This is a genomic window from Sorangium aterium (assembly GCF_028368935.1).
Taxonomy (GTDB): domain Bacteria; phylum Myxococcota_A; class Polyangia; order Polyangiales; family Polyangiaceae; genus Sorangium; species Sorangium atrum.
Genome location: NZ_JAQNDK010000002.1, coordinates 26,955 through 53,095, shown reverse-complemented (window position 1 = coordinate 53,095; position 26,141 = coordinate 26,955). Strand labels below are relative to the sequence as shown.

Sequence of the window (26,141 nt, the reverse complement as noted above, 5' to 3'; positions counted from 1 at the left end):
GAATGCCCAGGTCAGCAGCCCGCGCGGCCCCGAGGCGCACGCGCCGCGCGCTCGGTCACGACAGGCGTGCTCGCCCTCGGCTCACCCGGCCGCGACGCGCAGCACGTCGGACCGGAGGTGGAGAAACGACGCGTGCACATAGCGCACGAACGGCGCCCTCAGGCCGAAGAACGCCGCCAGATCGACCTCGGCCGACGCGCGGAACATCCCCTGATCCAGCACGGGGGCCTCGGTGCGGAGCGCGCCGGTCGCGAGGCTCCGGCAGGCGGGGGACGCCGACGCGGGGTGGATGGCGACCACGAGCGTGGCGGCCCACGGGGCGGCGGCGAGCCGCTCGCCAAGGGAGCTCGGGTATCGGTAGCGGAGCGCGAGCACGGCGCCCCGCAGCGCGGCCTCGAGGACAGGCGCCGCGCCCGCCACGGCCGGTGCCGCCGGTGCCAGAGGAGCGGCCTTCCCCGCCGCGGGCGCGCCCTTCGCCTCCGCGATCGCGCCCGCCGCCCCGGGCGCGCCGCCGCACCCGCCTAGCGCCACGAGGCCGGCCCCCGCGGTGACCTGCGCGATGAACGCGCGCCGCCCCTCACTCGCCATGCGACGGCCCCTGGAGCCTACGCCTGCGCGCCTGCCCCACCAGCATCCGCGCCGGCGTGATGCGGCCCAGCGCCGCCGCGCTCTCCTCCGCCGTCGGCCGCACGGGGTGACCCGGCGGGAGCTCGGCGACCATGCTCTGCCACAGCGCGAGCGCCCGGTGCTGGTAGATCTGCGCCAGGCTCGATCGCGGCGAGAGGAAGCGCTGGCCGAGCACCATCGCCCTCTCCAGAAAGGCGATCGCCTCGTCGTCGCGGCCGTCGTTCAGGAGGTGGAGACCCTCGTTGTACCAGGGCATCGGATCCGCCGGATCCTCCTCGCGCATGCGCTGATTCGCCTCCAGGTAGCGCGACAGCTTCTCTTCCATGACGCCGTCGTCCTTCAGGAAGCCGTAGTGCTGGATCTCCACGCCGGACGGGCGGACGACGAGCTCCGGGTGCCGGTCCAGGCTCGGCTGCACCGTCTCGTGGACGGCGCGCCCGTACCGGATCCGCGCGTCGTTGCGGAACAGCCGCACGGCGATCGTCATGACGGGCGGGCCGTCCTTCTGATGATTGGCGATCTCGAACGAATAGGCATGGACGTCGAGGTCGTCCATCAGCCGCACGACGCGCGGCAGATCCCAGTGCGCGAGCTCCTCGTCCGGGTCGAGGCTCAGGATCCAGGGCCGCGTGGCCATCTCCAGGCCCACGTTGCGCACCTCGGCCAGGTCCAGCCGGTCCGTCCGGTGGACGCGAATCCGGTCGGTGAACCTCCGCGCGATCTCGACCGTCGCGTCGTCGCTGCCGTTGTCGACGATGCATATCTCGTCGACGAACGGCTCGAGGAACGCGAGGAACCGCTCCAGCCGCTCCGCCTCGTTCCTCGCGATGATGCAGAGCGATACGCCGGACGCTGGCGCATACCTGCGCAGCGTCACCGTGTTGCTCGCGAGATCGGCCAGCTCGGGGGGCGCGCCGGCGCGCGGCGGCGTGGACGGGTCCGGCCGCCCGTGGAGCGCGAGCCGCGCCTGCCGCGACGCCTCGGTGTCGTAGCCGAGCCGCCGCACGCGGACGTCGGTGAAGCGCCCGCACCCGTCCGGCATCTCGGGAATGCCGCCGCCGGGCAGGCCGCCCTCGGCCCCCCGGGCGACCCGCAGGCCCGGCTCATTCCGGTACATGCGGTAGCCCGACATGGCCCCGAGCGCGCCGTCCGCCCGGAAGTACGTGCGCGTCGGCTCCCAGAACGTGTACCAGTGGAAGCCGAGCGCCTTGATGTGCGGATCGGCGAGCTGCATGAGGCGCTCGGCGCGCGCGCGGTCCATCTCGAACACCTCGTCGGCGTCGACCGCGATGATCCAGTCCGGGGAGAGCTCCGCCGCCATCTGCAGGGCGCGGTCGCGATCGCGCCGATCGTCCATGACCGACCGCAGCTCCGTCCGCTCGTACCTGGTCACGGCGGGGTGCGACCGCGCGATCGCCCCCGTCCCGTCCGTCGATCCGTCGTCGAGCACGACGATCGCGTCGGCGAACCGCGCTGTCGCGTCGAGGCTCTCGCGCAGCGTCGCCTCCGCGTCCCTGACGCGGTACGCGGCCACGAGCCGCGTCTTCCCGGCCCGGCGGGCGCGCCACTTCTCGAAGAAGAGATCCGCGCCCCCGAGGCCGCCCTGCGCGCCCGGGAACGCCTTGCTCAGCGTGGCGCTCCCCTCGTGGTGCACGTACACGTCGCTCGCGATCATGCACTCGAAGCCGCGCTCCTGCGCCCGCAAGGCGAGGTCGGGGCCCTCGTGGCCCACCGGGAAGAAGCGCTCGTCGAGGCCGCCGATCTCGGCGTAGACCTCGCGGCGCATCATCAGGCAGAAGGTCGAGAGGGCGAACGACGGCGCCCACCGCCGGCGGAACGCCTCGCGGTGCTCGGCCGCGAGCTCGTTCAGCGCCTCCGGCTGGAACGGCGGCGGGTTCTGCACCTTCTGCGGGCCGCGCGCGCTGTTCGTCACGGGCCCGACGAGCCCGACGCGCCGCGCCCCGGGCACGGCCCGCGGCGCCTCCTCCATGCACTCTCGCAGCCCCTCCAGCCACCTAGGGGTCACCACGACATCGTTGTCGAGGAACACCAGGTACTCCCCGGCAGCGACCTCGAGTCCCCGGTTCGCGCCGCCGGCCAGGCCGAGGTTCTCGTCCAGGAAGATTGTCTTGGCGGCGTCCCCGAGCCGGCGCGCGACGTCGGTGAGGTAAGCGGGGGTGCCGTCCTCCGAGCCGTTGTCGACGAAGACCACCTCCGCGTCCGAGGGGAGCGTGCGCAGGAGGGCGTCCACACATCGCGCCGTGTACTGGAGGTTGTTCCACGTGACGACGATAACGGAATAAACAGGCGTCATCGGGCACCGGGCGGGGCCATGAGGCGAACCACGTTGGAGACGTACTGGCGATACGCCGCGTGCAGATAGAACGCCCCGACCCGGGGTGCCAGGACGATCTCGCACCGGAAGCTGCCCACGAGGTCCGCGCCCACATCGTCGATGTCGTCGGGGAAGACGAGCCTCGGCCCGAGCAGAGGCACCGTGACGCCGCCCTGCGCGGGGGCATAGATCAGCGTGAGAAAGACGCCGCGGAGCACCTCGGCGCGCTCGACCTCGATATCGACGGCGGGCACGCGCGAGCTGCCGTGGACGACGTGGACGAGGGCGCCGCCCTCGAGGAGGGGCGGGCCCGGCTGGGCGAGGACGACGCCCGCGCCGGAGGTCGCGGGCGTCTCCGCGGTCAGGCCGAAAGAGACGGATCGGACGAGCATGGGTTCACCGCCGGTCAGAATTCGATGGCCTTCTTGTCGACGAGATCGATGCCTATCACGTTCGACACGTAGTTCTCGAGGACGAGGTACACATAGACGCTCGGCCGGTAACGGGGCACCGCCGCGGCGCAGGGGAAAGCGACGGTGACGTTGAGCCAGGCGCCCTGATACCCCTCGGACGCGAGGCTCCCGCGGCCCGGCATCGGCAGCGCGGGCTCGAGAAGCTGGTTCGGGCCGTCGCGCTCGCCTGCCGGGAACTCGATGAACGTGTTGCGCGCGAGCAGGGCGCCGCCGTCCGCCTGCTCGACGTCGTGGACGACGAGGACCATCGACTCCTCGACGTCACGGTAGCGGCTCGCGACGGCGTCCGGGAACAGGAACGACGCCGAGACGTCGAGCTCCACCGTGCCCGCCGCGAAGGACACCCGCGAGATCGCGAGTCGGATGGCCTCCTTGCCGGCCGCGATCTCGGGCGAGCCCGCGTGGGGGGCGAAGCCAAAGGGTGTCCGGGGTTCGATCTCCATGGGGTCCTCTCGACGTGGGTGCGGCGCGGGGGCGCGGGGTCGAGGGAGCAGCGCGCCCCTCGCCCGCGAGGTTCAGCCAAAGTGGTTCCAGTTGCGGGAGGTCTGCGCCGGCGTATCGAGGCGCACGCGGCGGATGCGCGGGGCGCACACGGGGCAGAAGACGCCATCGTCGCGGTTGCTGTGGCCGGCGTGGTAGATGGTGCAGAGCCGCCCACCGAGCGCGGGCCACCAGTCGTACCGCTGGCCCGACGTGGTGGATGGGTCCGGCGTGAGGCCCGCGTTCGTGTTGCAGTGCGGGCCCTGCCCGCCGAACTGGTCGGTGTACCAGCGGGGGTTGGCGAGCTGCGTGGCGAGCGCGACGCCGGTCGCGCTGTACTGCGGCTCCTGCCGGACGGTCTGCCCGATGCCGTGCCCCATCTCGTGGACGAAGGTGCCGAGGACCGCCGTCTCGCTCCGGCCGGGGCCCGTGCACCCGACGACGCAGAAATTGCCCCAGCTATAGCCGTTGATCGAGCTCTTCCAGATGAACGAGAAGGTGAGGTTGTACGTGTTGCCCGGCGTGGCGAGGTGGGCCGTGAGGCCCGGCAGCGTGGTGAGGTTCCAGCTGACGCGGTTCGGCGACCCGAGCGTGAAGTTGAAATACGCCCTCACGTCGGTGGCGCCGGCCGCCGGCCACGACGCCTGCGCCGTCCACATGAAGTTGTTGCCGTTCGTGGGGTCGCGCCACACGGTGCGGAACGTGGTGATGCTCCCGACCGCGTTGTTCGCCGTGGGGAACGCGCGCCGCTCCAGCTGCGTGTAATAGCAGTTCGGCACCAGCAGGAAGGCCATGTGAAGCGGCTTGTCGGTCAGCGTGCCTCCCCCGGGGGGCGCGCCGCCGACGCGCAGGTTGAGCAGCGCGTTCGGGCCGCCGTTCATGAACGGCCAGTCGAAGGTCGGCGAGCTGACCGCCTGCTGCGACAGGCTCTGGAAGTCGACGCGGGCCGAGTCCACGGTCGCGAGCGCCGGGAAGACCGCCCTGCGCTCCAGCTCGATGAAGTGCCGCGCGAACTCGCCCACGAACCGCGGATCGATGTTGTTGTACGTGGCGAGCGTCTGCGCTCCGGAGTACCAGACCGTATAATAGAGCTTTCGCCACGTCTGGAACTCGTCGGTGGCGAGGAACTGCGCCCGCTGCCCGTCGCGCGACGCCTTGATCGTGTACTTGTCGCCGCCGATGTGCGTGAACGTGAGCGTGTTGTCGAAGTGGTGCCCAAGCCCGACCGTCACCCCGGGGGCCGCGCCGTGCGCGAGCCTCGTGCGCTCGGTCAGCGACTGGAAAGCGAGGCTCTCGTTGCCCGGGTCGGGCTCGATCCACCAGTCCACGCGATCGCCGGGCGCGACGTTGGGCACCTGGTTGGGCGTGACGCGCAGCTGCCGCACAGGGCCGTTCACGCCGGTCGCGGCGACAGGGAGGTTCACGTATTGCTTGATCGTCGGCATGCGAGAGCTCCAGGACGAATCAGCGGGGAGTCCGGTCCATCAGCGCGGCGCGGGTCGAGGCTCGCTCCGCGGCCGCCCCCTCAGAACACCTCGATCTTGTCGACGCCCCAGTCCTTGGGGTTCTCGGGCGCGGGCGGGGGCTCCTCCATGACGATGACGATGAGCGGCGGCTGGATGACCGGCGTGGGCGGGGTGTTCTTGCTGTTGTGGAGCATGAGATCGAGCGCGCGGGCGCAGCCTTTCCCCTCGACCTTGACGTCGAACGAGTAGCTGATGAACTCGGCCTTGTTCATGTTCACGCCGGAGGCGACGCCCCCGTTCGTGCCCGCCTCGTCGCCGCTGCTGCGCGAGAAGTTGCTGTCCTGATGGCAGAGCGGGTTGCCGTCGGCCTTGACGTTCTTCGCGGTGCTCGCGGCGTCGGACGACATGGCGATGTTGGGATAGGGGACGGGGACCGGCGGGGCGGGCGGCGCTGGGGTGAGGCACACGTCCGGGAAAGCGATGGTCATTCCATTGCTCGCCGCGTGGACGACCGTGCGTGAGTTGACTCCTACGGTGACAGGCATATCGCTCCTCCTTCACGCCCTCTTCGCTGCAGCCGAGACGAGGCACACGGCGGCGCGCGTCCCGTCGCCGGAGCCCGCGAAGAGCGCGGCGCGCCCCGCGGGGGACGCGCCTCGCTCGAACGATCGCACGCACGCGGCCGCGAGGCACCCGCCGGTCGCGGCGCCGACGTCGCCGTAGCCGTCGGCGGGGTGCCACAGCGCCCGCACGCCCCCGAGGAGCGCCGGCGCGCGGACGCGCGCGAGCCCCCACTCCTTGGCCCGGTAGCTCTCGCCGTTGAGATCGCAGAGGACCCACGCGGGCGGGCCGCCCGCGGCGCACGCGGCGGCGAGCGCCGCGGCGAGCGCCGCGCCCGAGGGGGGATCGCCGCTCTCTACGGTCTGGGGCTCCTGGCCGACGCCCGAGCCCTCGATCTCGGCCAGGATGGGGGCACCGCGGGCCTCGGCGCGGCGGCGGTGCTCGACGAGCAGCGCGGCCGCGGCCTCGCCCGGGATGAACCCGTCGAGGTTGCGGCGGCTCTTGAGGCGGCGCGCGTGATCGAGCGCCTCGAGCAGCCCCACGTCGACCAGGGCGTCGGCGCCGGCCACGATCCAGGGCGTGCCGGGGTCGGCCTCGACGGCGCGCGCCGCGTGGGCCAGGCCGAGGAGCATGGCGGCGTGCCCGTCGGGGGCGAGGAGGCCGCGGGTCACGGCGTCGACCCCGGCGGCGTCCGCGACCCTCTCCCGGAAGGCGTCGCGCAGCTCGTGGTGGTGCGCGGAGGGGCCGGGCGAGGGGCGCGCGAGGAAGAACGAGGCGTCCTCCAGGTCGGCGCGCGCGAGATCGGCGGAGGTCGCGAGGTCCTGGAGCGCCAGCGCGAGCAAGCGGACCGGGAGGTCGAGCGCGCGGGGGAGATCGGTGTACGCCGCGACCACGGAGAAGGGCTCCTCCGGGCGGGGCGGGTCGGCGGGGAGGCAGGGGTAGCTCGGCCACTCGCGGAAGCGCGTGAGGCGGGCGCGGACCGCGGCCGTTGTGGACGCGGCGGTGTCGCCGAGCGCGGTGACCATGCCGGCGGCGGTGATGACGGCTCCGGTGCTCATGCGGGCGCGGGCTCCACCTCGATGCGGCGCACGCGGAAGACATCGCGACCGACGGGCATGGCGCCCCGGTACACGAGCACGGCGCGGAGGTCGTCGGGCTCGAGGACCACGGTGTCGAGGACCAGCGGGAGCGGGCGGCGCTCGGAGTCGATCACGACCACGGCGCGAGGCGCCGCGGGGGGCAGCGAGAAGCGCTGCGGGCCGAGGGGGCTCAGGTGCACGAGCTCGACCGGCTCGCCGCCGCGGAGGTGCGGCGTGGCCACGAGGCGCGGGTGCGCGCCCTGGTGGTAGCGAGGGTCGAAGGCGGCAGGCAGGAACGGCGACGGCGCAGGGGGCGGCGACCCGGCGGGGGGCGGCGACGAAGGATCGGGCGCCGTGGCGGCGTAGCGCAGGCGCGGCTGCCAGCTGCGCCCGATGAAGCCGAGGCCGACGGGCTCGGGGCGATCGTCCGGCGAGCGGAGCGGCTTCCTGGGATCTTCGAGGTTCGGCATGGCGAGCTGCGCGGGGTCGACGAGCGAGCGGCGCGCCCGGAACCCGCGTCCGACGGGGTTGCGCGGCTCGACCTCGTGGTCGACGGGGGACTCGGCGGACTCGTCGCGCCCGCCGAACGCGCGCTCGTACACGAGCGGCATCCGCTCGAAGGGCGCGGGGGACGCGGGGCGGGCCCAGGTGCGGTCGCCGAAGACGGCGAGGGTCGTGCGGACCGGGCCGACGCGCACGGAGACCTGGACCTCGGCGTCGCGGCGGCCGGGCGGGTACGCGTGGCCGAGGACGACGACGTCCGTGCCGACCTTGTGCGGCGCGAGATCGCTCTCGTAGCGGACGCTCGAGAGGCCCGGCTCGCCGTGGAAGGCGTCGGCGTGCTGGAGCGGCACCTGCTCGGCCGTGGGCGCGAGGCGGCCGCCGGCGTGGATGGCGAGCGTCGCCTTGACGAGGACGACGAGCACCTCGGCGCCGGCGGCATCGACGTGGACGATGCGCTCGGCGACGAAGGGGGTTCGGTTGCGGAGGTCCATGGTCAGGTGGGCGTGGGCGCGGCGTCGGGCACCGAGCGGAGGAACGAGGCGCCGAGGCCGTCGGCCGCGACCTTCGCGGGGCGGCGCTTGCGCGGCGGGATGAGCGGCTCCGACGAGGGGCGCGCGTCCGGGGTGAGGCGCGGACGGCGCGGGCGCGCGGGGCGCCGGGCAGGGGCGGCGGCGGCCGCCGCGGCGGGCCACGGCGAGGCGGCGGGCGACGATCCCAGGGCGTACGACGGCGCGATGCGCGGCTGGGAGAGGGCGTACGACGGCGCGGCGGGCGGCGGCGAGGCAACGTGCGCCGAGGCCGCGGCTGCGCCAGACACCCACGGCGATTGCGGCTCCGAGGCGGCGTGGGGCGCCGCGCCCGACGCCCACGGCGAGGAGCGCTCCGGCGCGGACGGCGCGGGAGGGGGCGCGGACGGCGCCTGGGGAGCGGCGGGAACGGGCGCCGCCGGCGCCGGCGCGAACGACAGCACGCCGGACGCTGCCGCCGGCGATACGAACGGCAGCACGCCGGACGCCGCCGGCGCCGGCGCCGGCGCGAACGGCAGCACGCCGGACGCCGCCGCCGGCGCTCGGACCGGCACCGCAGGCGACGCCGCGGCGGGGGCGGCGAACGGGAGCGCCCACGCCGCCGCGCCATCGCGGGCGCCCGGGGAAGACGGGGCGGCGGGCGCGAACGGCAGCGCGCCTGAAGCTGCCCCCGCCGCCGCCGGCGCCACGAAGGGCAGGCCGCCGCGCCGCGGCTCCGCGGGCGGCGTCCCCGCTGCGGCGGGCATCTCCGCCGTGCCAGATCTCTCGAGGCGCGGTCCTCCCACGGAGGCCGCGGGCGACCGGAACGGCAAGGCGGGGTTCGGCTGCCCTTCGTCCGGATCGACCGCCACCGTCCCGGCCAGCGGATGCTCCGCCGCCCCGCGCCCCGCCCGCTGCGGGCTCGCCGCAGCCGACGCCTCCTCCGGATCGAGCGCCACCGTCCCGGCCAGCGGATGCTCCGCCGCGCGCCCCGCCCGCTGTGGGCTCGCCGCAGGCGGCGCCTGCGCCGCTCGCGCCTGCTGCGGCGCCGCCTGCGCCGCTCGCGCCTGCTGCGGCGCCGCCTGCGCCGCTCGCGCCTGCTGCGGCGCCGCCTGCGCTGCCGCGGGGTCCCACGGCACGTCCTCGCCAGGGAGCGCGACCCTGGCCGTGACCCGGACGCCGGCGAGGGCCTCCTCGCCCGGCAGCACCGCGCTCGCGCGCCACACGAGCGAGCAAAGCCAGCGATCGGCGTCGATCACGAGCATGTCGGCGACCAGCGGCAACGCCTGCGGCTGCGCCGCCCCCCCGAACGCGACCCGCGCCTCGGCGACGGGGCCCGGCAACCAGGCCTCGATGCGGTCGAGATCCGGGTGCATCCCCTCGATCAGGATCCACTCGTTCCCCCGGAGATACGGCGTCTGTTGATCGGCCGGCGCCGCCTGGAAATACGCCCAGTCGAAGCCGTCCGGGATCACGGGCCACGGGGCCTGCACGCCGCGCGGATCGGCGTTGCCCAGCCGGCGCTGCCGCGTGGGCCAGTGCGCCGCGATCGGCCCGAAGCCGGCGGCGCGCGTCGGCTGCCGGGGATCGATGATGTTGGGCGCGCGGCCGGCGCGCGGATCGACGCCGGCCGGGTTGTCGGGGTCGGCCGGCCCGCCGGGGGCGCGCTCGTAGCCGAGCGGCATGGCGAGGAACGGCTGCGGGGCGCCGCGGCCGTTGCCGCCGCGATCGCCGTAGACGTGCAGGGCCTTGTCGAGGAGGACGGCCGCGTCGAGGCCGACGCGCAGGCGGACGGGGACGAGCGGCGCCGGGCTGCGGCCGCGGGCCCAGGCGTGGCCGCCGAGGAGGATGTCCGCGCGCGGAAGGAACGGGGCCATCTCCGCGGCCGCCGAGACGGCGGCGCGCGGGTCGGCCGCGGCGCGCGCCGCGCGCACGTCCGCCGCGACGATCGGCGCGGGCGGGAGCGGCGACATGGCGCGCTTGTGCTCGAGCTGGAAGGTCGCCTTGACGACCACCGCGAGCATCACCCGCCCCCGGGAGCGGAAGGGGCGCACCGCGACCGCGGCGTGCCCGAGGGCGCGCGGCGCGGGCGGCGCCGTCACGGTGAGGCCCCGAGCGCGGCCCTCTGCCGCTCGACCCGCGCGGCCACGTCGAACAGCGGGCGGCCGGGCGCGCGCGCCGCCCGCTCGAACGCAGCGCCCGCGCGGCGCCGCTGGCCGCCGACCCGGAGCACGCGATCGAGCGCCCCCTCGTCCAGCGGGCGGCCCTCCACGTGGCGCACCCCCGACGCGAAGCGCCCGCGGTGCGCCGCCCAGAGCGCCCGCGCGTTCGCCCCGTGCGGCCACGGGAGCTGCGTGTCCGGGTCCATCTTCACGCTGGCGTCGCGCGGATCGTCGCTCGGCCCGGCGTCGAAGCCGGGCGCCGGGGCCCCGCGCAGCGCCCCCTCGATCGGCGCGCCGGTGATGCGCGAGAGCGCCTCGCCGGCGAGCCGCGCGAGCGGCGCGACGGTAAGCCGGTCGAGCACCCACGGCAGCAGCGCCGGATCGCCCAGCGCCCCCGCCGCGACGAGGCAGACCCGCCCGAGGCCGGGCGACCGCATCAGCGCCTCGATCCGGCGGCGGGCCTCGCCCGGCGGACTCACGCGGGCGGCGCAGTCGGCCGCCTCCTCGGCGAACGCGCCGCTCCGCCCGGCGACGCTCCACAGCGCCTCGTCCGCGCCGCGCGCCCCGAGCAGCGCGCCGGCCCACGCCGACCAGAAGCGCTCGGCCTCGTCGTCCGAGCCCCACGCGCCGCGGAGCTCGCCCGCCAGATCGGCGCGGCCCAGCGCGCCGGCCGCGCGGAAGGCCAGCGCGCGGACCGCCGCGTCGCCGTCGCAGATCGCGTAGCCGAGGAGCTGCCCGGGATCGCGGCGGTGCGCGACGCACGCGGCCAGCGCGAGGCGGCGCAGGGCCGGCGGCTGCGCCCCCGACAGCATCGGCGCCACGATCGCGAACGCGTCGGCCGGCGACGCCCACGCGAGGGCGCCCGCGACGCCGGCGGCGGGCTCGTCCGCCTCCTCCGTCGCGTCGAGCACGGCCGCGAAGCCCGGGTAGTCGCGCGCCTCGACCGCGGCGACGGCCGCCGCGAAGAACGCGCCGGGATCCTTCGTGGAGAGGGCGGCCAGCGTGAGCTCCCAGCCGGGCTCCCCCGCGATGCGGAGCCCGTCGAGGTGGGCCTCGACGCGCTCCTCGAGCTCCGCGAGGTCGGCCAGCGTGTAGTGGTGCGACCTCACGGCCATCTCGCGGAGCTCCCAGAGGAACGACGCCATCTCCGCGTGATCAGCCACCACCTCGTGAACCATCCGCCTCGGCTCCGATCCTGCGCGACGCCGCTCAGTTGATGTCGACCCCGCTCCCCGAGAGCTTGATGTTCGAGCCCGCCTTGACGCTCACGTCGCCGTCGCTCTTCACCTCGACCTTGGCGCCCTCCACCTTGACGGTGCCCGAGCCCTTCACGGTGATGTCCGACCCCTCGACCGTGATCTTGCCGGAGCTGTCGACGATGATCTTGCCGCTCCCGCACTCCAGCGTGAACTTCTCGCCGACCTTGACGGTCTTCTTCCCGCCGACGGACTCGGTCGCGTCCACGTCGATGTTCCGGGTCTCGGTGCCGCTGACCGACAGCGAGTCGTCGCTGCCGACGGTGGTGTTGCGCTTCGAGCCGACCTCCAGCGTCGCGCGATCACCCACCTTGACGGTCTCCTCGCCGCCCACCGAGAGCTCGCGCTTGCCGCCCACCGACTCGATGTCGTCCTTCCCGACATCGGTCTTCCGGCCCTGCCCGATCCTCAGGCTCGCGTCCTTGCCGATGTCCACGCTCTCGCTCTGGACGACGCCGAGCGTGCGGTTCGCGCCGATCTTCTCGTTGTGATCCTCGCCGACCTCCGTGGTCTTGAAGGCGCCGATCGACTCCCACTGGCTGTTGTCGATGCGCTTCTTCCGGTCGTGGCCGACGGTCAGGCGCTCGTCGTGGCCGACGGACTGGGTCTTGTCGTTCTCGACCTCGATGTTCCAGTCCTTCTGCGCGTGCAGGTAGATCTCCTCCGCGCCTTTCCTGTCCTCGAACCTGAGCTCGTTCGAGCCGCCGCCGCCCGGCGAGGTGTCCGACTTGATGGTGCTCTTCGTCTTCTCGGCCGGCAGCGCGTAGGGCGGCACGTTCGCGCCGTGGTAGACGCGCCCGACGATCAGCGGGCGATCCGGGTCGCCCTCGAGGAAGTCGATGACGACCTCGTGGCCGATGCGCGGGATGTACATCGAGCCCCACGCGGCGCCCGCCCAGATCTGGCTCACGCGCATCCAGCACGAGCTGTGCTCGTTGCGGCGCCCCTGCCGGTCCCAGTGGAACTGCACCTTCACCCGGCCATAGATGTCCGTGTGGATCTCCTCGCCCGCCGGGCCCACGACGATCGCCGTCTGGATGCCGCGGGGCGTCGGCTTGGGCGTCTGCACGGGCGTGCGGTAGGGCACGTCGTCCGGGATGCACTGGAATCGATTGGAGTACCCAACGACTGTATCCTGCGACTCCCCCCCGACGGCCCGCGAGCCGAAATGGTCGACGCGCGTGATCAGGTATCCGCGGTTGAAGCTCTCGCGGCCGTGGTCCTCGAGCGTGAAGGTGGCCCCGGGCATGAACCGGAGCACGCTCCCCTGCCCCTCCGCGGTGCGGCGCACGAGCTGGAGCTGCTCGAGCCGGAGCTTCGCGAGCTGGGTGCCCTCCTCGGGCAGATCGTGCTCGGTCGCATATACGTACACCTCGAGATCGGTGTCGCGGTCGGCCTCCGCCTCCCCTTCGAGGCTCAGGCTGGGCTTCTGGAAGTTGTAGTCGCGGACGGTGACCTTGCCGGGCCGGACCTCCTCGGCCATCGAGAAGCGGGAGACGGCCTCCTGCGAGGTGAGCGCCCCGCCGGCGGCCCGGTAGGGCACGACGCTCGATCCGTCGATGGGCTCGTGGACGAACGGCGCGTCGCCGAAGACGAGCACGTGGTTGTCGGCCTTGTGCTCGAAGAAGCAGAACATGCCCGTCTCTTCCATCAGGCGGCTGATGAACGCCCAGTCCGTCTCGGCGTACTGCACGCTGTACTCCCGCCGATCGTGGGTCATCGTCGTCGAGATGCGGAAATCGTCGGAGGACAGGCCCGCCGCGCGGAGCACCTTGTCGATGATCTCCGGCGCCGTCGCCTCCTGGAAGATCCGGTAGTCGTGCCGGTGCTGCAGGCGCCACGCCCGCGGGGCGACCGTCGCCAGGTAGGTGGTGACCGAGCGCCCCTCCTCGTGCTGCTCGAAGCGCGCGACGATGCCGTGGATGTACCGAGTCGACGCGTCGTTCCGGATGGTGAGCAGGCACGTTTGCCCGACCAGCCCGTCGAAAGCGAGCGCGGCGTCCGTCGACGCGAGCGTCACGCGGAAGTGGAACAGCCGCGATATGCCCTCATGCCCCTCGATCCGCGCGACGCGCCACGGATCGGTCGCGCCTTCCACAGCGAAATCAAACTCGATCGCACCGTCCGCCATCGATCGCCTCGCCCTCGCCGTCCCGGAGCCAGAGCCGTCGAGCCTACCATCGCTCGCCGACCGGGTGGGCACATTCACGCGCGTCGACGTCGTCGACATGCCGACGCACCTGCCGTCGACATGCCGGCGCGCTGCTTGACGAACGGTTGACGCACGGCGAGGGCGGGCCTAGTCAGATCGGGCGCCGGGGGAACAGCGGACAGCGGATCGCGCGGATTCATGGGCAACGTCTGGCAGGTCGTCGATGCGTACGGAGACGTCGGCTTCGTCCGCGCAGCCGGCGCGGTCCTGCCCCAGGGCACGGAGCCGATCGAGCCTCACCTGGCCGCCCTCGAGGTGCCCGCGTGGTTCCCTTCGGAGGAGCCGAACCGCGACCGCGTCGATCTCCTGAGCGAGCTGTGCGCCGCGGGCGCCGGCATCGTGTCGCTCGACGCGGCGCGCGAGCTCGACCTGCTGCGCGAGCGCGTCGCCGAGCTGCTCCGGACGGGGTGCATCCTCGCCTTCCGCGGCCCGCCGCCGCGCGCCCCGGAGGCGCGCAGGCCGCTCGAGGTGCCGCCGCCGGTGCAGCCGTCGCCGAAGGCGCCCGACATCGTCCATGCGCTGGTCGGCGTGATCCAGGTCGACTTCGCGGCGAACCACGCCGTGGAGCGGGACTCTCTCGGGAACTTCGCCTCCCCCGAGTGGCTGAGCACCCGGCAGGCGGCGGATCAATCGCCGGTCTGCTACGTCCGCGGCGCGCGTGTCCCGCTCGCCGTGGTGCTGCGCGTGCTCCGGCCGCCCACCGGGACCGAGTCCGTGCAGCTGCGCGGCCGCGCCATGGCCGGCGGCGCCACGCTCGAATGGACGTGCACGGTCAGCGTCTCGCCCGGGTCGGTCGATGTCTCCACGCCCACGATGACGAGCAGCGCGCCGCTGCCGGACGTCGTCGCCTGCTACGATCCGCTGACGATCACGTGGGAGGCGAACGCCGCCGGCACCGGCTGGGTCGGCGCGGGCACGACGACGCACCTCGTGTACGCGGTGCTCGGCGCGCCGGCCGGCACGGTTTACTGGACGCTCGTGGACATCTCGTGCCGCGCGGCCCAGGGCGAGACGACCGAGGGGCGCGTCGTGTCGCAGAGCTTCACGCCCTTCGCGACGCGGGCGCTCACGCGCAAGCGCGACGGCGTGGGCCTCACGTACTGGAACCCGAACACGACCACCTGCACGAGCACCCGCCTGCTCCTCGCGAGCGCCGACGGCAGCGGGCAGTGCGGCTCGTGGGCCGAGTTCTTCATCGACATGCTCAAGATCCACGGCATCACCAGCGCCGACAAGGTGGTGGTCGTCGTCACGGTTGCGGCGTGGACCTCGGGATCTCAAGGGTTCCTCGTGAAGAACTGGCAGTGGAACGCCGCCACGCGGCCCGCCCCGTGGACCCACCGCATGTGGACCGACGTGGTCAACCTGCCGGGGATCCCCGGCCAGCGGAACCCCGAGCCCCCGCCCGCGTTCTTCAACCATTTCATCGTCGTGCACGGCGGGCAGCTCTACGACCCCTCGTATGGCGGCGGGCCGTTCGCCGACGCGGCCACGTGGGAGACCGGCGCGATCGACGGGCTGTTCGCGGCCGCGCTCGCCGGCTACCCGAAATCGTCGAACCCGCAGGCCCTCGTGCAGCTGTGGAACATGCGCACGAACGCCCGCATCTAGAGCACCGACCAGCTTGGAAACCAGGGGAATGAACCGCCAAGGCGGCGAGGACGCCAAGAAGACAATAAAATCTTGGCGTCCTCGGCGCCTTGGCGGTTCAATTTCTTGCTGTTTTCATGCGGTTTCAACCCGTCTGTCGCGCTAGCGCAGCGCGGAGGTCGACCGGCATGCCCTCGCCCCGCTCGACCAACACCCCCTGGAGGCCCCGGCGCGGGCCTCCCGTGTCCGCGCTCCTCGTCTGTCTCGCCGCCGCCGCGTGCCGCCCAGCCCCCGGATCTGCGCCCATGAACGAAACGCCCCCTCCGCCCCTCGCGCTCTCTCCCGCCGCGCTGCCCGACGCCCCGCTCGCGGACGCCTTGCGCCTCGTCGCGCTCGACGGGGCGCCCGTGCTGCTCGCGTCGTCGACGCACAGCGCGGCCCCGCCGCACCGCACGGACATCTGGGCCTTGCCGCTCGCGGGCCGCGGTCCGTCGGGCGCCGTCGCCACCATCCCGCAGCTCTTGCCCGCGCTGCCCCGCTGGGACGCCGCGGCGGAGGGCGGCGCGCTGTCGTTCGTCGTGGAGGTCGCGGGCGGCGCGGTGAACGCGCTGGTCCGGCTCGACGGCGCCTCCGGTCTCCGCACCTCGCTCACGGCGCACCGGCCGTTCGCGAGCTTCAGCGGGCCTCGGTTCGTGCGCGGCGCGGCCGGCTCGCTCCCCGCGCCCTCCCCCGGCGCCCCGGGCTCCGTGTCCGCCGTCGTCGACAACGCGACGGCGGTCGTGCTGGAGCCCGCGGCGGCCGGCGGTGCCTCGACGGAGCGCCCGCTCGGCGAGTGCATCGACGTCGTGGTCCTCGCCGGGTCGCCGGGCCCCACCGCGGTGTGCAAGCGCGTCGCCCCCGGCGCCTCACGCGGCGGCGCGCTGCCCGGCACGGTGCGCGTCTCGGCCCGCGATGCGGCGTACGGCCCAGCCGGCGCCGAGGACGCGCCGTTCGGCGACCGCCGCGTCTTCGAGCTCGACGCCGACCGCGCGGGCGGCGGGCTCGTGATCGTCGCGACCTCCGCCGCCCACCTCCTCGTCGCGCACCGGCCGGCCCCGGGCGCCGCGTTCCGCGTGCTCCCCGTGGACGCCGGCGGCGCCGATCCAGCGACGTTCTCTTCGCCGTGCGTGCTGGTCACCGATCGCACCGTGACGCTCGCGGTGCTCTCGAAGGCGCGCACGCCCGACGCGCGCGCGCTCGTGGCCACGTGGCCGCTGGACCCGCCGCCCTGACGGGCGCTGCCGTCGTGGCCCCCTCGCCCATGCGCCGTCGCATCCTGTACATCGGCAATTTCGGCCCGTCGTTCTCGACCGAGAACCACGTCGGCGAGAGCCTGCGAGAGCTCGGCGTCGAGGTCGTCCAGGCCCAGGAGAACGCCTTCACCCTGCAGGAGCTCGACGGCATGGCGCGCGACGTCGATCTGCTGCTCTACACCCGCACCTGGGGCCTGCGCGGCGACGCGCTGCGCTGGATCACGCAGCTGCCCATCCCGACGGCCTCGTACCACCTCGACCTGTACGCCGGCCTCTCGCGCGGCCGCGATCTCCGGCTCGACCCGTTCTGGCGCACGCAGCACGTGTTCACGCCCGACGGCGGGAGCGAGGCGTTCTTCCGGGCGCAGGGGATACGCCACCATTACCTGAAGCCCGGCGTGTACGGCGCCGAGTGTTATCTCGCGGACGTCGACCCCGGCGTCGCGGCCGACGTCTGCTTCGTGGGCTCGTACGATTATCACCCGGAGTGGCCTTATCGGAGGCGCCTCGTGGATTTCCTGTCGGAGACGTACGGCCGCCGCTTCGTGAAGCACGGCTCGCCGGAGAGCTGCGTGCGCGGCGACGCCCTCAACCGCCTGTACGCCTCGGCGAAGGTCGTCGTGGGCGACAGCCTGTGTGTCGGCTTCGATCACCCGCATTACTGGTCCGATCGCATCTACGAGACGCTCGGCCGGGGAGGCTTCATGATCCACCCCTACATCTTCGGCCTGGAGGAGGAGTTCCGGGATCGCGAGCACGTTGTCTTCTATCCGTTCGGCGATTTCGCGGCCTTGCGGCGCCTCATCGACTATTACGTGAAGCACGACGACGAGCGCGAGGCGATCCGGCGCGCCGGTCACGCGCGCGTCAAGGCGAGCTTCACGTATGTGCACCGCATGCGCCAGATGCTCGGCATCCTCGGCGAGCACCACGCGGGGTTGAGGGGCTGGGTGTGACCGTGGCCTGGCGGAGGGCCGTCGCAGCGCCGCGGCTGGATCGGGCGGTATCGAGCTGAGATGCGGATCCACATCGTCACCAACATCGACAACGGCAAGGGGCTCGAGCGCGACTACCGCCTTCTCGGCAGCCTCCTGGAGAGCTGGGGTCACCGGGTCACCGGCGTTCATTTCCAGCGCGTCGAGAACGCGGGCGGAGCGGGGGGCGCCGATCTCGTCATCTTCCTCGAGGTCTACGAGCCGCGCCTCGCCGAGGGCGCGCCGCGCCGCTGGCTGATCCCGAACGCCGAGTGGTGGCGGCCGGAGATGCGGTCCGCGCTCGACGATTTCGAGCTCGTCCTGTGCAAGACCCGGGACGCGCTGTCGCATTTCGCCCCGCTCACGCCGCGGGCCCGCCACCTCGGCTTCTTCTCGGAGGACCGCTGGGACCCGGCCGTGCCTCGGGCGCGGCGCTTCCTGCACGTCCCTGGCGGCTCCGACGCGAAGGGCACGGACTCCGTGCTTCTGGCCTGGGAGCGCCACCGCATCCCGTATCCGCTGACGGTCGTGTCCTCGCTCGGCTGGCCGCTCAGGCCGCGAAACGTCGAGTTCGCGGGGCGCGTCGACGAGCGGCGGCTTCGCTTCTACCAGAACGCGTCTCGATTCCACCTCTGTCCGTCTCGTTACGAGGGCTGGGGCCACGCGCTCCACGAGGGCCTGTCGGTCGGCGCCGCGGTCCTCGTGCCCGACACCGAGGCGATGAGCGAGATCGACGGCTGCGCGCTGCGCATGCCGGCCGCGCCGCACGGCGCGCAGGGCCTTGTGCGCACGCACGCGGTGGCTCCGGAGGACGTGCGCGATGCGGTCGAGCGCTGCATGGCGTTCACGGAGGCGGATCTCCGGCGCATCCAGGAAGCGGCGCGGGACGCGTACCTGAGCGAGCGCGAGCGGTGCCTCGCGAGCTTGTGGGAGGTGCTCGGCGAGCGGCCGGCGCTGAGGGGCGGCCCTGCGGCGGGAGCGGGCGATAGAGGCGCGTCCGCGGGCGATGCGGCCGTCGGATGCGGCGCCGCGCGCGACGCGGCCGGCTCCGCGCGCGACGCGGCCGGTTCTGCGGCCGGCGCGCCCGGCTCCGCTGCAGAGGCTCACGCGAGGAGCGCCGCTCCCCCGCGCATCGCCCTCGTGATCCCGTGCCAACCCTCGACCGCGCCCCTCCTGCGGCGCGCCGTGGCCGCGCTGCGCGCGCAGACCGCCGCCCCGTCGTCCTTCGAGGTCGTGGTGGTGTGCGACGGCGGCGATCCAGGCGGCGCGATCCGCGCCGCGGCGGAGCCGGGCTCTCACCCCTTCCGGGTCGAGATCGTCGACAGCCCGCGCCCGCGGGGGCAGTTCCCGCACTGCAGCCATGCCAGGAACGCGGGCGTTCGCGCCGCCCGGGCGCCCTTGATCTGGTTCGTGGACGCCGATGTTCTGCTCTCGCCCGAGGCGGTCGAGCACGCGCTCTCGGAGCACGACGCGGCGCTCGCGCGCGGCGTGCCGGCCGTGCTCACGCCGGCGCTGGCCCGCGTCGCATTGCCGCCGGCCGCGTGGATCGAGCGCTCGGCCGCGTGGGCGGCCTCGGGCGCCGTCGAGGGGCTCGCTCCGCTCCTCTCGGCCACGCCGCTCGACGGCGGCGCGCCCGGCGCCCAGGGGGATCGGTCCCGCCCCGGCGCCCCGAGCTCCGAGTCGCTCTCCGATGTGCGCGACGGGATGCCCATCGTCTGGCGAGGCCTCGTCGATGCGCTCGGCGGCTTCGACGAGTGGTTCATCGGCGGCGGCGCCGAGAAGGGAGCCTTCGTCGATCTGCTGGAGGGCCTGCGGCGCGCGGACCTCATCGACATACGCCTGCTCACGAGCGTTCGCGCCCTGCGCCAGCCGCAAAAGCCCGTATCCGAGGCGTTCCACGTCCACGTCCATCGAGGGCGAGACGAGCGCGACCGCCGCGCCCGGGAGATCGCCCATGGCGCGCGGTGGTGGCGGGCGCGGCTCGCCGCGATCCGGGCGGCGCTGCCCCCGGCCGTCATGGCTGCTGCCCCGGACGCGCCGGCGGCGGAGCGCCTGCCGGACTGCTCGCCCGACGCGGTCGAGGCGCGCGCGCGGCTCGTGCGCGGCGTGAGGGCGGTCGCCGCCCCCGCCTTGCGCGGGCTCTACGGCGGCGTCGTCGTGGTCGGCGAGGCGGCCGAGCTCCTCGCGCGCGACGTGGCGCAGGTGTGCGGCCTCGCGGCCCGCGTGGCGACCGTCGCCGGGCTCTCCGCGCTGCCGGCGAACCGCGCCTGCGGGGTCATCCTCAGCGGTGTCCTCGCCGGCGCGACGGAGGACGAGAGGGCGCGCGTGCTGGACCAGGCCCGCCGCATCGTGAAGGCGACGGGGCCGCTCCTCATCGCGGAGATCGCGGGCGGCTCGGTGGAGCTCGGCGCAGGGGCGGCGGGCCGCGATGCGGCGCTGACGGCCGCCGAGGTGCGGGTGCGCGTCGAGCGCGTCGGTGTGTGAGCCTCCTGGCGCTGCTCTTCCTTGGTTGCAGCTCGGGCGTTGCAGCTCGGGACTCGATCTGACACCGCTGCGTCGCTGGCCGGAGCCCCGGCGCGCTCGAGCGCGTGCGTGGTTGCGCCCGAACCAGCGGGGCGCGACTTGCGCAGGCGGATCGAAAGAGGTCGCGATCGCTTGGAACAATCCGCGCATTTCGCGTAGATTGTACCACCCATGGACCCTCGCCTACCCAACGTCGCTCTCGACGAAATCGTCCTCTTCACGAGGGTTGTTCAGGGAGGCAGCTTCACGGCGGCGGCGACCGCCGTCGGGATGCCGAAGTCGACCGTGAGCCGGAAGATCTCCGATCTCGAGTCGCGCGTCGGCGCGCGGCTGCTCCAGCGGACCACGCGAACCTTGAGCCTCACGGACGTCGGTCGCGTCTACTACGAGCACTGCGTTCGCATCGTCGCCGCGCTCGAGGAGGCAGAGCTCGCGGTCTCGCAGCTCCAGTCGACGCCCCGGGGGCTCTTGCGGGTGACGGCCCCGCTCGCGTTCTCCGTTCTCGGACCGATCTTCGCCGAATACCTGCGTCTTTTCCCCGATGTCCAGGTCGACCTGGTTTGCACCGATCGCAGGGTCGACGTCGTCGAGGAGCGCTTCGACCTCGCGCTGCGGGCCGGCACCACGCCGGACACGAGCCTCGTCGCCCGGCGTCTCGGAGCCGTGCGGCGCCGTCTGGTCGCTGCGCCCGAGGTCAAAAGGGCGCTTGGCGAGCCGAACGACATTGCCGAGCTCGCGGACCACCCGTGCATCGTGTTCGCACCGGAGGGAAGCTCCTGGGAGCTCAGGTCGGGGCCCAGGATCGCCGAGATCACGGTTCACCCGCGGCTCGTCGTCAACGACTACGAGATGCTTCGCTCGGTCGCTCGCGCGGGTTTCGGCGTAGCGCTCTTGCCGGAGTACCTGTGCGCGGAAGACCTCGCCGCGGGGCGGCTCATGCCGGTGCTCGCGTCCTGGTCGGCGCCCGAAGTGCCCGTGTTCGCGCTCTATCCGAGCACACGGCACCTCTCGCCGAAGGTGGTAGCGTTCCTCGACCTGCTCCGCCAGCGCCTCGTGTTATCCGCCACGCCGAGCGTGGCCGCCAGCATGTGACAGGACTGTTCCAAAAAAATGGAACAGTCCTTCCAACTGTTGCGTATTGTTCTACGAACTCGGCATGTCTATTCCTCCTCGTGTCAGGAGAACGCAGCCATGACCACCACGAATACGATGCAGACGCGGACGAGCGCCACCCGAGCAGCGCGGACCGAGCTCCGAAAGATCGAGGGGATCTACCGGGCTCCAGGCCTGCACTGGGTGGGCAACGGCTTCCGGGTCGCGGGGTTCTTTTCGGCGATTCCGGAGGCTGCGCGAAAGCTGAACCCGTTTCTGTTGCTGGATTATCACCCGACGTACGAGTACTCGCCGACGGCGAGGCCGCGGGGCGTCGGCGTGCATCCCCACCGAGGCTTCGAGACGGTCACGCTCGCCTGGCAAGGGAGCGTCGCGCACCACGACAGCGCGGGCGGCGGCGGCGTGATCGGTCCGGGCGACGTGCAATGGATGACGGCGGCGTCCGGAATCCTTCACAAGGAGGTTCACGAAGAGAGCTACGCGCGCCGCGGCGGCCCGTTCCAGATGGCGCAGCTATGGGTGAATCTGCCGAAGGCGCACAAGATGTCGCCGCCTCGGTATCAAAGCATCACCAGCGATCGGATGGGCATCGTGACTCTCCCCGAGAATGCGGGCTCCGTGCGGGTCATCGCAGGCGAATACCAAGGCGCGAAGGGCCCCGCGCAGACGTTCACGAAGATCGATGTCTTCGACGTCCGCCTGAACGCGCGAGGCAGGGTCGAGTTCACCTTCCCGGCGCGCCATAACCTGGGCCTGCTCGTCATGAAAGGCGACATCGCGATCAACGGAACGCATGCCGCGGCGCACGACCTCGCGGTGTTCGAGAACGCCGGCGAGCGCTTGTTCATCGAAGCCGAATCGGAGGCCCACCTGCTCGTCCTGAGCGGCGAGCCGATCGACGAGCCCATCGTCCAGTACGGCCCGTTCGTCATGAACAGCGCGCAGGAGATCCAGCAGGCGTTCGCCGACTTCGCGAGCGGCAAGTTCGGCCATCTGGACGATTGAACGACTTGCATGCTCGGGCGTCGAGCCACACAGACGCATCACCCACGACGATAGAAGAGGAGACAGCCCATGACCAAGCCGTACGTTCGACTCGACAAGAACAACGCCGCCGTGTTGCTGGTCGATCATCAGGCAGGACTTTTGTCGCTCGTGCGCGACATCCAGCCGGACACGTTCAAGAACAACGTGCTCGCGCTCTCCGATCTCGCGAAGTACTTCAAGCTGCCGACGATCCTCACGACCAGCTTCGAGTCCGGCCCCAACGGCCCGCTCATGCCGGAGCTGAAAGAGCAGTTCCCGGACGCGCCGTACATCGCGCGCCCCGGCAACATCAACGCGTGGGACAACGAGGACTTCGTCAAAGCCGTCAAGGCCACGGGCAAACAGCAGCTCATCATCGCGGGCGTCGTGACCGAAGTCTGCGTGGCCTTTCCCGCGCTGTCCGCGCTCGAGGAGGGTTTTCAGGTCTTCGTCGTCACGGACGCGTCCGGGACCTTCAACGAGATCACCCGGCACTCCGCCTGGGATCGCATGTCCCAAGCCGGCGCGCAGCTCATGACGTGGTTCGGCGTCGCCTGCGAGCTGCACCGCGATTGGCGCAACGACATCGAGGGATTGGCGACGCTGTTCTCGAACCACATCCCCGACTATCGCAACCTCATCACCAGCTACAACGCGCTGACGAAGAAGTGACGGCGGCGGTGGCTCGCCGCCGTCTCGCCCGCCGGGAATGAATCGAGGGATCAGCCGAGCCGCTTCGGCGCCTTCAGGCTGTCCAGCCCGAGGCGCGGGCACCTGAGCTCCGCCTTCACCGCCTTCGGGTCGACGGAAGTGCGACTCCTGGAAGGGGGAGGGTTGAAGAGTCGACGTCAGCGGAAGCCGATGCCGCGGAGGCTCACGCCCGGGCTCGCGCTGGGCAATCGATCGCGGCCCCGCGTCTTGCCGCTCGTGTCGACGACGCGGACCGCGCTCACCCCGTTGGGCGCCACCCGGACGAGGCTGAAGGTGCGCGTGACGCCGGGCGAGGTGCCGAGCGGGATCCACTTCTGGCGAAGGGCCTTGAGCACACCGGCCTTGACCGCCGAGAACAGATCGGTCGGCGAGCGTGCCGCCGCGGGCAACACCTCGACGCGATAGGATTGCAGGACCTCCTCGGGCTGGACGAACACCGTCACCGCGCGGGCCGGGTTCGCCATCGCGGGCGCCGCGACCGCGAGTTCGCCGTACGCGCCGAGCGACACGAACACATCCCGCGGCTTCGGCGTGGGATCGCCGAGCACCGCGTCACCGTCGGTGTGGCGATTGGCGCCGGGGGCGGCCTCGCCGCCGAGGCGCAGCTTGCTCACCTGTTCGGCAAAGACCAGGTCCTTGAGGACAAGGAGCTGGAAGCCGTGAAGGAGCGAGACGCCGAGCACCTCGATGTCCACGTGCGGCGGGCTCTTGATCGGGTATTGGATCCGTACGACGTAGCTGCCGTCGATGTCGGGGTGCATCTGGACCTGGCCCACCTTGCCGCCCCACACCTTGACGACGATCCGGTCGTCGAACGAGGGATCGATCAGGATCACGTTGCCGAAGCGGTCCTGAGGCCAGAACCGGATATTCACGTTCATATCACCGTCGACGATCGAGTAATCGAAGTCGATCGGCGACGACGCGCGATCGGGGACGGGGGAGACGCCCACCTCCAAACGCCGCTCGCGGCGGTACGGGTTGCCCGCGGGGTCGTCGCCCCTGGCGATCGCGTACGCGGCGTAGGTGCCTTGGATCTTGGTGTCCGGGATGGTCGCCCTGTACACTTGGTCGGTCGGGTCGTACACCATCGGCACCTTCTGCTTCACCGTGGCGTCGTTGAATACGAGCCCCATTTCCCGGAGCGCCCAGAGCTTCACGAACATCGCCGTGAAGTCCTTCTCCCGCCGCTCCCGGATCTCCGACGCCGCCTTCTTCATCAGGTCGGCCGGAACATGGTTGCGCGCGATCCAGTTGAGGATCGAGTCGACCGGCGACTCGAGCACCACCACCACCGCCGCGTCGTCGATGGGGAGCCCGTCGATCGCGAGCCTTCCTCGGACGTCGATGGAATCGCCCGTGACATGCGCGCCGGGCGTCGTCGTGAGCGCGAAGCCGAGCCCCGAGTCGGTGAGGACTTGATACGCATACCGGAAGGGCACCTTGTCGTCGCTCATGCCGCGGCGGACCACGATCCGCCAGGTGCCATGACGGGGCTTGGCCGGATCTTTGGCGTTGAGGAGGCCGTCCTCGTCGAGGAAATACGAGATGTAGAGCTCGCTCCGGACCCTGCGCACGCCGTCCGGCTGCGCCTGGACCGTGATCACCTCGCCGAGCGGGGAGATGAGCTCGACCTCGACGCGCTTGTCCGGGCGGAGCCAATGGACGGTGACGGACACCTTTCGGTCGTGCGCGGTCACCTCGAACGGGTGAACCGACTGCGGCTTGGCGTTCGTGAGCTCGCCCTCGGGGTCGATGATGGAGCCGAGCGCCAGGCCCTCTTTGATCGCGACGTTGAACTGGCCGATGAGCCCGGTGCCGAGGTCGTTCGGCCCCGCGTCGAGGAAGACGGGAGCCGCGGCGGCGCCCTGGCCGGCCTGGGCGATGCGCTGGAGGCGGCCGTGATCGACCTCGCCCTCATCGCCGTACGCCACGGTGATCGCGCGGACCTTCTTCTCGTCCACGTAGTAACTCGCCTGCTCCGACGGGGCATTGCCCTGGTTGTGATACCCGTCGGACATGAGCACCAGCCAGCGGTGGTTGTGAGCGACATCGACCTCGGCGCCGCTGAACAGCCCATAGCTGTTGGGCACGCCAGGAGAGCCGGCGGCCTGGTCGACGCCTTCGCCCATCGGCGTTCCGCCCGAGGGCGTCACCCCGTTGATGGCCGCGATCGCCGAGCTGGGGTTGGCAGGGATCTTGGTCCTGGGGACGAGCACCCCCAAAGGAGAGCCGGTGACCTTGGGGAAGAGCACGACCGCGAACTGGCCCTGGGTGCTCGCGAAGTGGGACAACGTATGAAGGAAGTTCCCGGACGCCTGCGCGAGCTGATACCAGCGAGACTGGTCGGGGTTCGTCGCCGTGGTGCCGTTCGGCCTCCAGCTCATGCTGCCCGAGGCGTCGAGCAGCAGGACCACCTCGATGGATCCGGTGCTCGCCGTGAAATCGACCACCGCGTCGTGGCCGGGCGTGGGATCGTCGTGCGCGAGGGTGAAGGCGCCGGGGTGCGCGCCGGCCTCGGGCGGCGACTTGAACGTGAAGGTGAAGACGCCCGAGGCGCCGGGCGCGATGGGGCTCGTCTTGGTCTTGAGCGTGTAATCCCCCTGCGTCGTCATGACCAGCGTGCTGACCGTGAGCTCCTTCGTCCCCCAGTTGTCGACGGTGGCCGAGACGTCGTACGACTGCCCGGTGAGGAGGTCCTTCATGAGCGCCGTGCCCACGTCCACCGGAGCGTCCGGCGCATGGATCCACGGTTGCTGCGACTCGCTCGCGCTGTCGGCCACGACCCACGTGTACCTCTGAGTGGGCGGCCCCGCGGCCCCGGCCCGCGTGAAGGTGAGGTTCCAGGTGGTCCCAGGGAGGTCGTTGGTCGCGCCCGAAGGGTAGAAGTCGATCCGAAAGACGTTGGCGACGCCCGTGGACAGGTACTCGACGCTCGCGATCTCCGCCCCTCCCGCGGTGACCACGCTCTGGAGACCACCATCGAGGACGAGCGTCGTGGTCGCTCCCGTCCCCGCCGCGGTGACGACGCTGAGCCCGACCGTGGCCACCATGCCCCCGCCGATGACGACGAAGTGAACGAACATGGCAGAGAAGCCGCTGTTGGGCGCCACGCCGGCGTCCGCGACAGCGCTGAAGCTTTGCGTCGCCGTGGCGCCGGTCGCCACGGCGAGCGGCGTCGCGTTCGGATACACTTGATGAGCCATGAGTCCTCCCTTGGATAATCGGCGAGATGAGTATCGTGATCGACG

At 72.3% G+C, this 26,141-nt stretch carries 19 protein-coding genes; 7 read left to right on the top strand and 12 right to left on the bottom strand.

All coding sequences use genetic code 11. The features are described 5' to 3' along the window. Nucleotides 1-81: 81 nt before the first annotated feature. The 11 genes from POL72_RS15105 to POL72_RS15055 form a co-directional block, all read right to left on the bottom strand. Nucleotides 82-588 carry a hypothetical protein gene (locus tag POL72_RS15105; RefSeq protein ID WP_272096009.1) on the bottom strand — a complete coding sequence of 169 codons (507 nt, stop codon included), beginning with the start codon at nt 586-588 and terminating at the stop codon, nt 82-84. Then, nucleotides 578-2,941, bottom strand: coding sequence for a glycosyltransferase (locus POL72_RS15100; RefSeq protein WP_272096008.1), 2,364 nt, complete (start codon nt 2,939-2,941; stop codon nt 578-580). The genes POL72_RS15105 and POL72_RS15100 overlap by 11 nt, the downstream gene beginning before the upstream one ends. Continuing rightward, nucleotides 2,938-3,354, bottom strand: a complete 417-nt coding sequence (locus POL72_RS15095) for a hypothetical protein (RefSeq protein WP_272096007.1) — start codon at nt 3,352-3,354, stop codon at nt 2,938-2,940. Before POL72_RS15095 ends, POL72_RS15100 begins: the two co-directional genes overlap by 4 nt. A 14-nt stretch (nt 3,355-3,368) precedes the next feature. Further along, nucleotides 3,369-3,878: a hypothetical protein gene (locus tag POL72_RS15090; RefSeq protein ID WP_272096006.1), complete on the bottom strand. Its 510-nt coding sequence runs from the start codon at nt 3,876-3,878 to the stop codon at nt 3,369-3,371. Between the two features lie 72 nt (nt 3,879-3,950). Then, nucleotides 3,951-5,360, bottom strand: a complete 1,410-nt coding sequence (locus POL72_RS15085) for a hypothetical protein (RefSeq protein WP_272096005.1) — start codon at nt 5,358-5,360, stop codon at nt 3,951-3,953. A gap of 80 nt (nt 5,361-5,440) precedes the next feature. After that, the gene (locus tag POL72_RS15080; protein ID WP_272096004.1) at nt 5,441-5,926 is read right to left on the bottom strand and encodes a DUF4150 domain-containing protein; all 486 of its coding nucleotides are present in this window, start codon (nt 5,924-5,926) and stop codon (nt 5,441-5,443) included. Nucleotides 5,927-5,938: 12 nt separating this feature from the next. After that, the gene (locus tag POL72_RS15075; RefSeq protein ID WP_272096003.1) at nt 5,939-7,000 is read right to left on the bottom strand and encodes a hypothetical protein; all 1,062 of its coding nucleotides are present in this window, start codon (nt 6,998-7,000) and stop codon (nt 5,939-5,941) included. Then, complete coding sequence (locus tag POL72_RS15070) at nt 6,997-8,016, bottom strand: DUF2169 family type VI secretion system accessory protein (protein WP_272096002.1); 1,020 nt, start codon at nt 8,014-8,016, stop codon at nt 6,997-6,999. Before POL72_RS15070 ends, POL72_RS15075 begins: the two co-directional genes overlap by 4 nt. A 2-nt stretch (nt 8,017-8,018) precedes the next feature. Then, nucleotides 8,019-10,133: a DUF2169 family type VI secretion system accessory protein gene (locus tag POL72_RS15065; protein WP_272096001.1), complete on the bottom strand. Its 2,115-nt coding sequence runs from the start codon at nt 10,131-10,133 to the stop codon at nt 8,019-8,021. Beyond that, on the bottom strand, nt 10,130-11,359 hold the full coding sequence (locus POL72_RS15060) for a TIGR02270 family protein (protein ID WP_272095999.1): 1,230 nt from the start codon (nt 11,357-11,359) through the stop codon (nt 10,130-10,132). The genes POL72_RS15065 and POL72_RS15060 overlap by 4 nt, the downstream gene beginning before the upstream one ends. A 43-nt stretch (nt 11,360-11,402) precedes the next feature. Beyond that, nucleotides 11,403-13,679 carry a type VI secretion system Vgr family protein gene (locus tag POL72_RS15055; protein ID WP_272095998.1) on the bottom strand — a complete coding sequence of 759 codons (2,277 nt, stop codon included), beginning with the start codon at nt 13,677-13,679 and terminating at the stop codon, nt 11,403-11,405. 120 nt (nt 13,680-13,799) lie between these two features. On the opposite strand from POL72_RS15055, the gene POL72_RS15050 reads away from it, so the two are divergent. The 7 genes from POL72_RS15050 to ycaC all read left to right on the top strand — a co-directional run bounded on the left by POL72_RS15050 (nt 13,800) and on the right by ycaC (nt 22,851). After that, nucleotides 13,800-15,272 carry a hypothetical protein gene (locus POL72_RS15050; RefSeq protein WP_272095996.1) on the top strand — a complete coding sequence of 491 codons (1,473 nt, stop codon included), beginning with the start codon at nt 13,800-13,802 and terminating at the stop codon, nt 15,270-15,272. Nucleotides 15,273-15,556: 284 nt separating this feature from the next. Then, a complete protein-coding gene (locus POL72_RS15045) occupies nt 15,557-16,522 on the top strand; it encodes a hypothetical protein (protein ID WP_272095995.1) in 966 nt (321 codons plus the stop codon). 29 nt (nt 16,523-16,551) lie between these two features. After that, on the top strand, nt 16,552-17,499 hold the full coding sequence (locus tag POL72_RS15040; RefSeq protein ID WP_272095994.1) for a glycosyltransferase family protein: 948 nt from the start codon (nt 16,552-16,554) through the stop codon (nt 17,497-17,499). A gap of 60 nt (nt 17,500-17,559) precedes the next feature. After that, entirely contained in the window at nt 17,560-20,001 is a 2,442-nt protein-coding gene (locus POL72_RS15035; RefSeq protein WP_272095993.1) for a glycosyltransferase, read from the top strand. A gap of 210 nt (nt 20,002-20,211) precedes the next feature. After that, nucleotides 20,212-21,132, top strand: coding sequence for a LysR family transcriptional regulator (locus POL72_RS15030; RefSeq protein WP_272095992.1), 921 nt, complete (start codon nt 20,212-20,214; stop codon nt 21,130-21,132). A 99-nt stretch (nt 21,133-21,231) separates the two neighbouring features. Beyond that, nucleotides 21,232-22,158 carry a pirin family protein gene (locus POL72_RS15025; RefSeq protein ID WP_272095991.1) on the top strand — a complete coding sequence of 309 codons (927 nt, stop codon included), beginning with the start codon at nt 21,232-21,234 and terminating at the stop codon, nt 22,156-22,158. A gap of 69 nt (nt 22,159-22,227) precedes the next feature. Beyond that, nucleotides 22,228-22,851: an isochorismate family cysteine hydrolase YcaC gene (gene ycaC / locus POL72_RS15020; RefSeq protein WP_272095989.1), complete on the top strand. Its 624-nt coding sequence runs from the start codon at nt 22,228-22,230 to the stop codon at nt 22,849-22,851. Nucleotides 22,852-23,027: 176 nt separating this feature from the next. Here the strand turns inward: ycaC and POL72_RS15015 are convergent, their stop codons facing one another. Then, the gene (locus POL72_RS15015; RefSeq protein WP_272095988.1) at nt 23,028-26,096 is read right to left on the bottom strand and encodes a vWA domain-containing protein; all 3,069 of its coding nucleotides are present in this window, start codon (nt 26,094-26,096) and stop codon (nt 23,028-23,030) included. Nucleotides 26,097-26,141 lie beyond the last annotated feature (45 nt).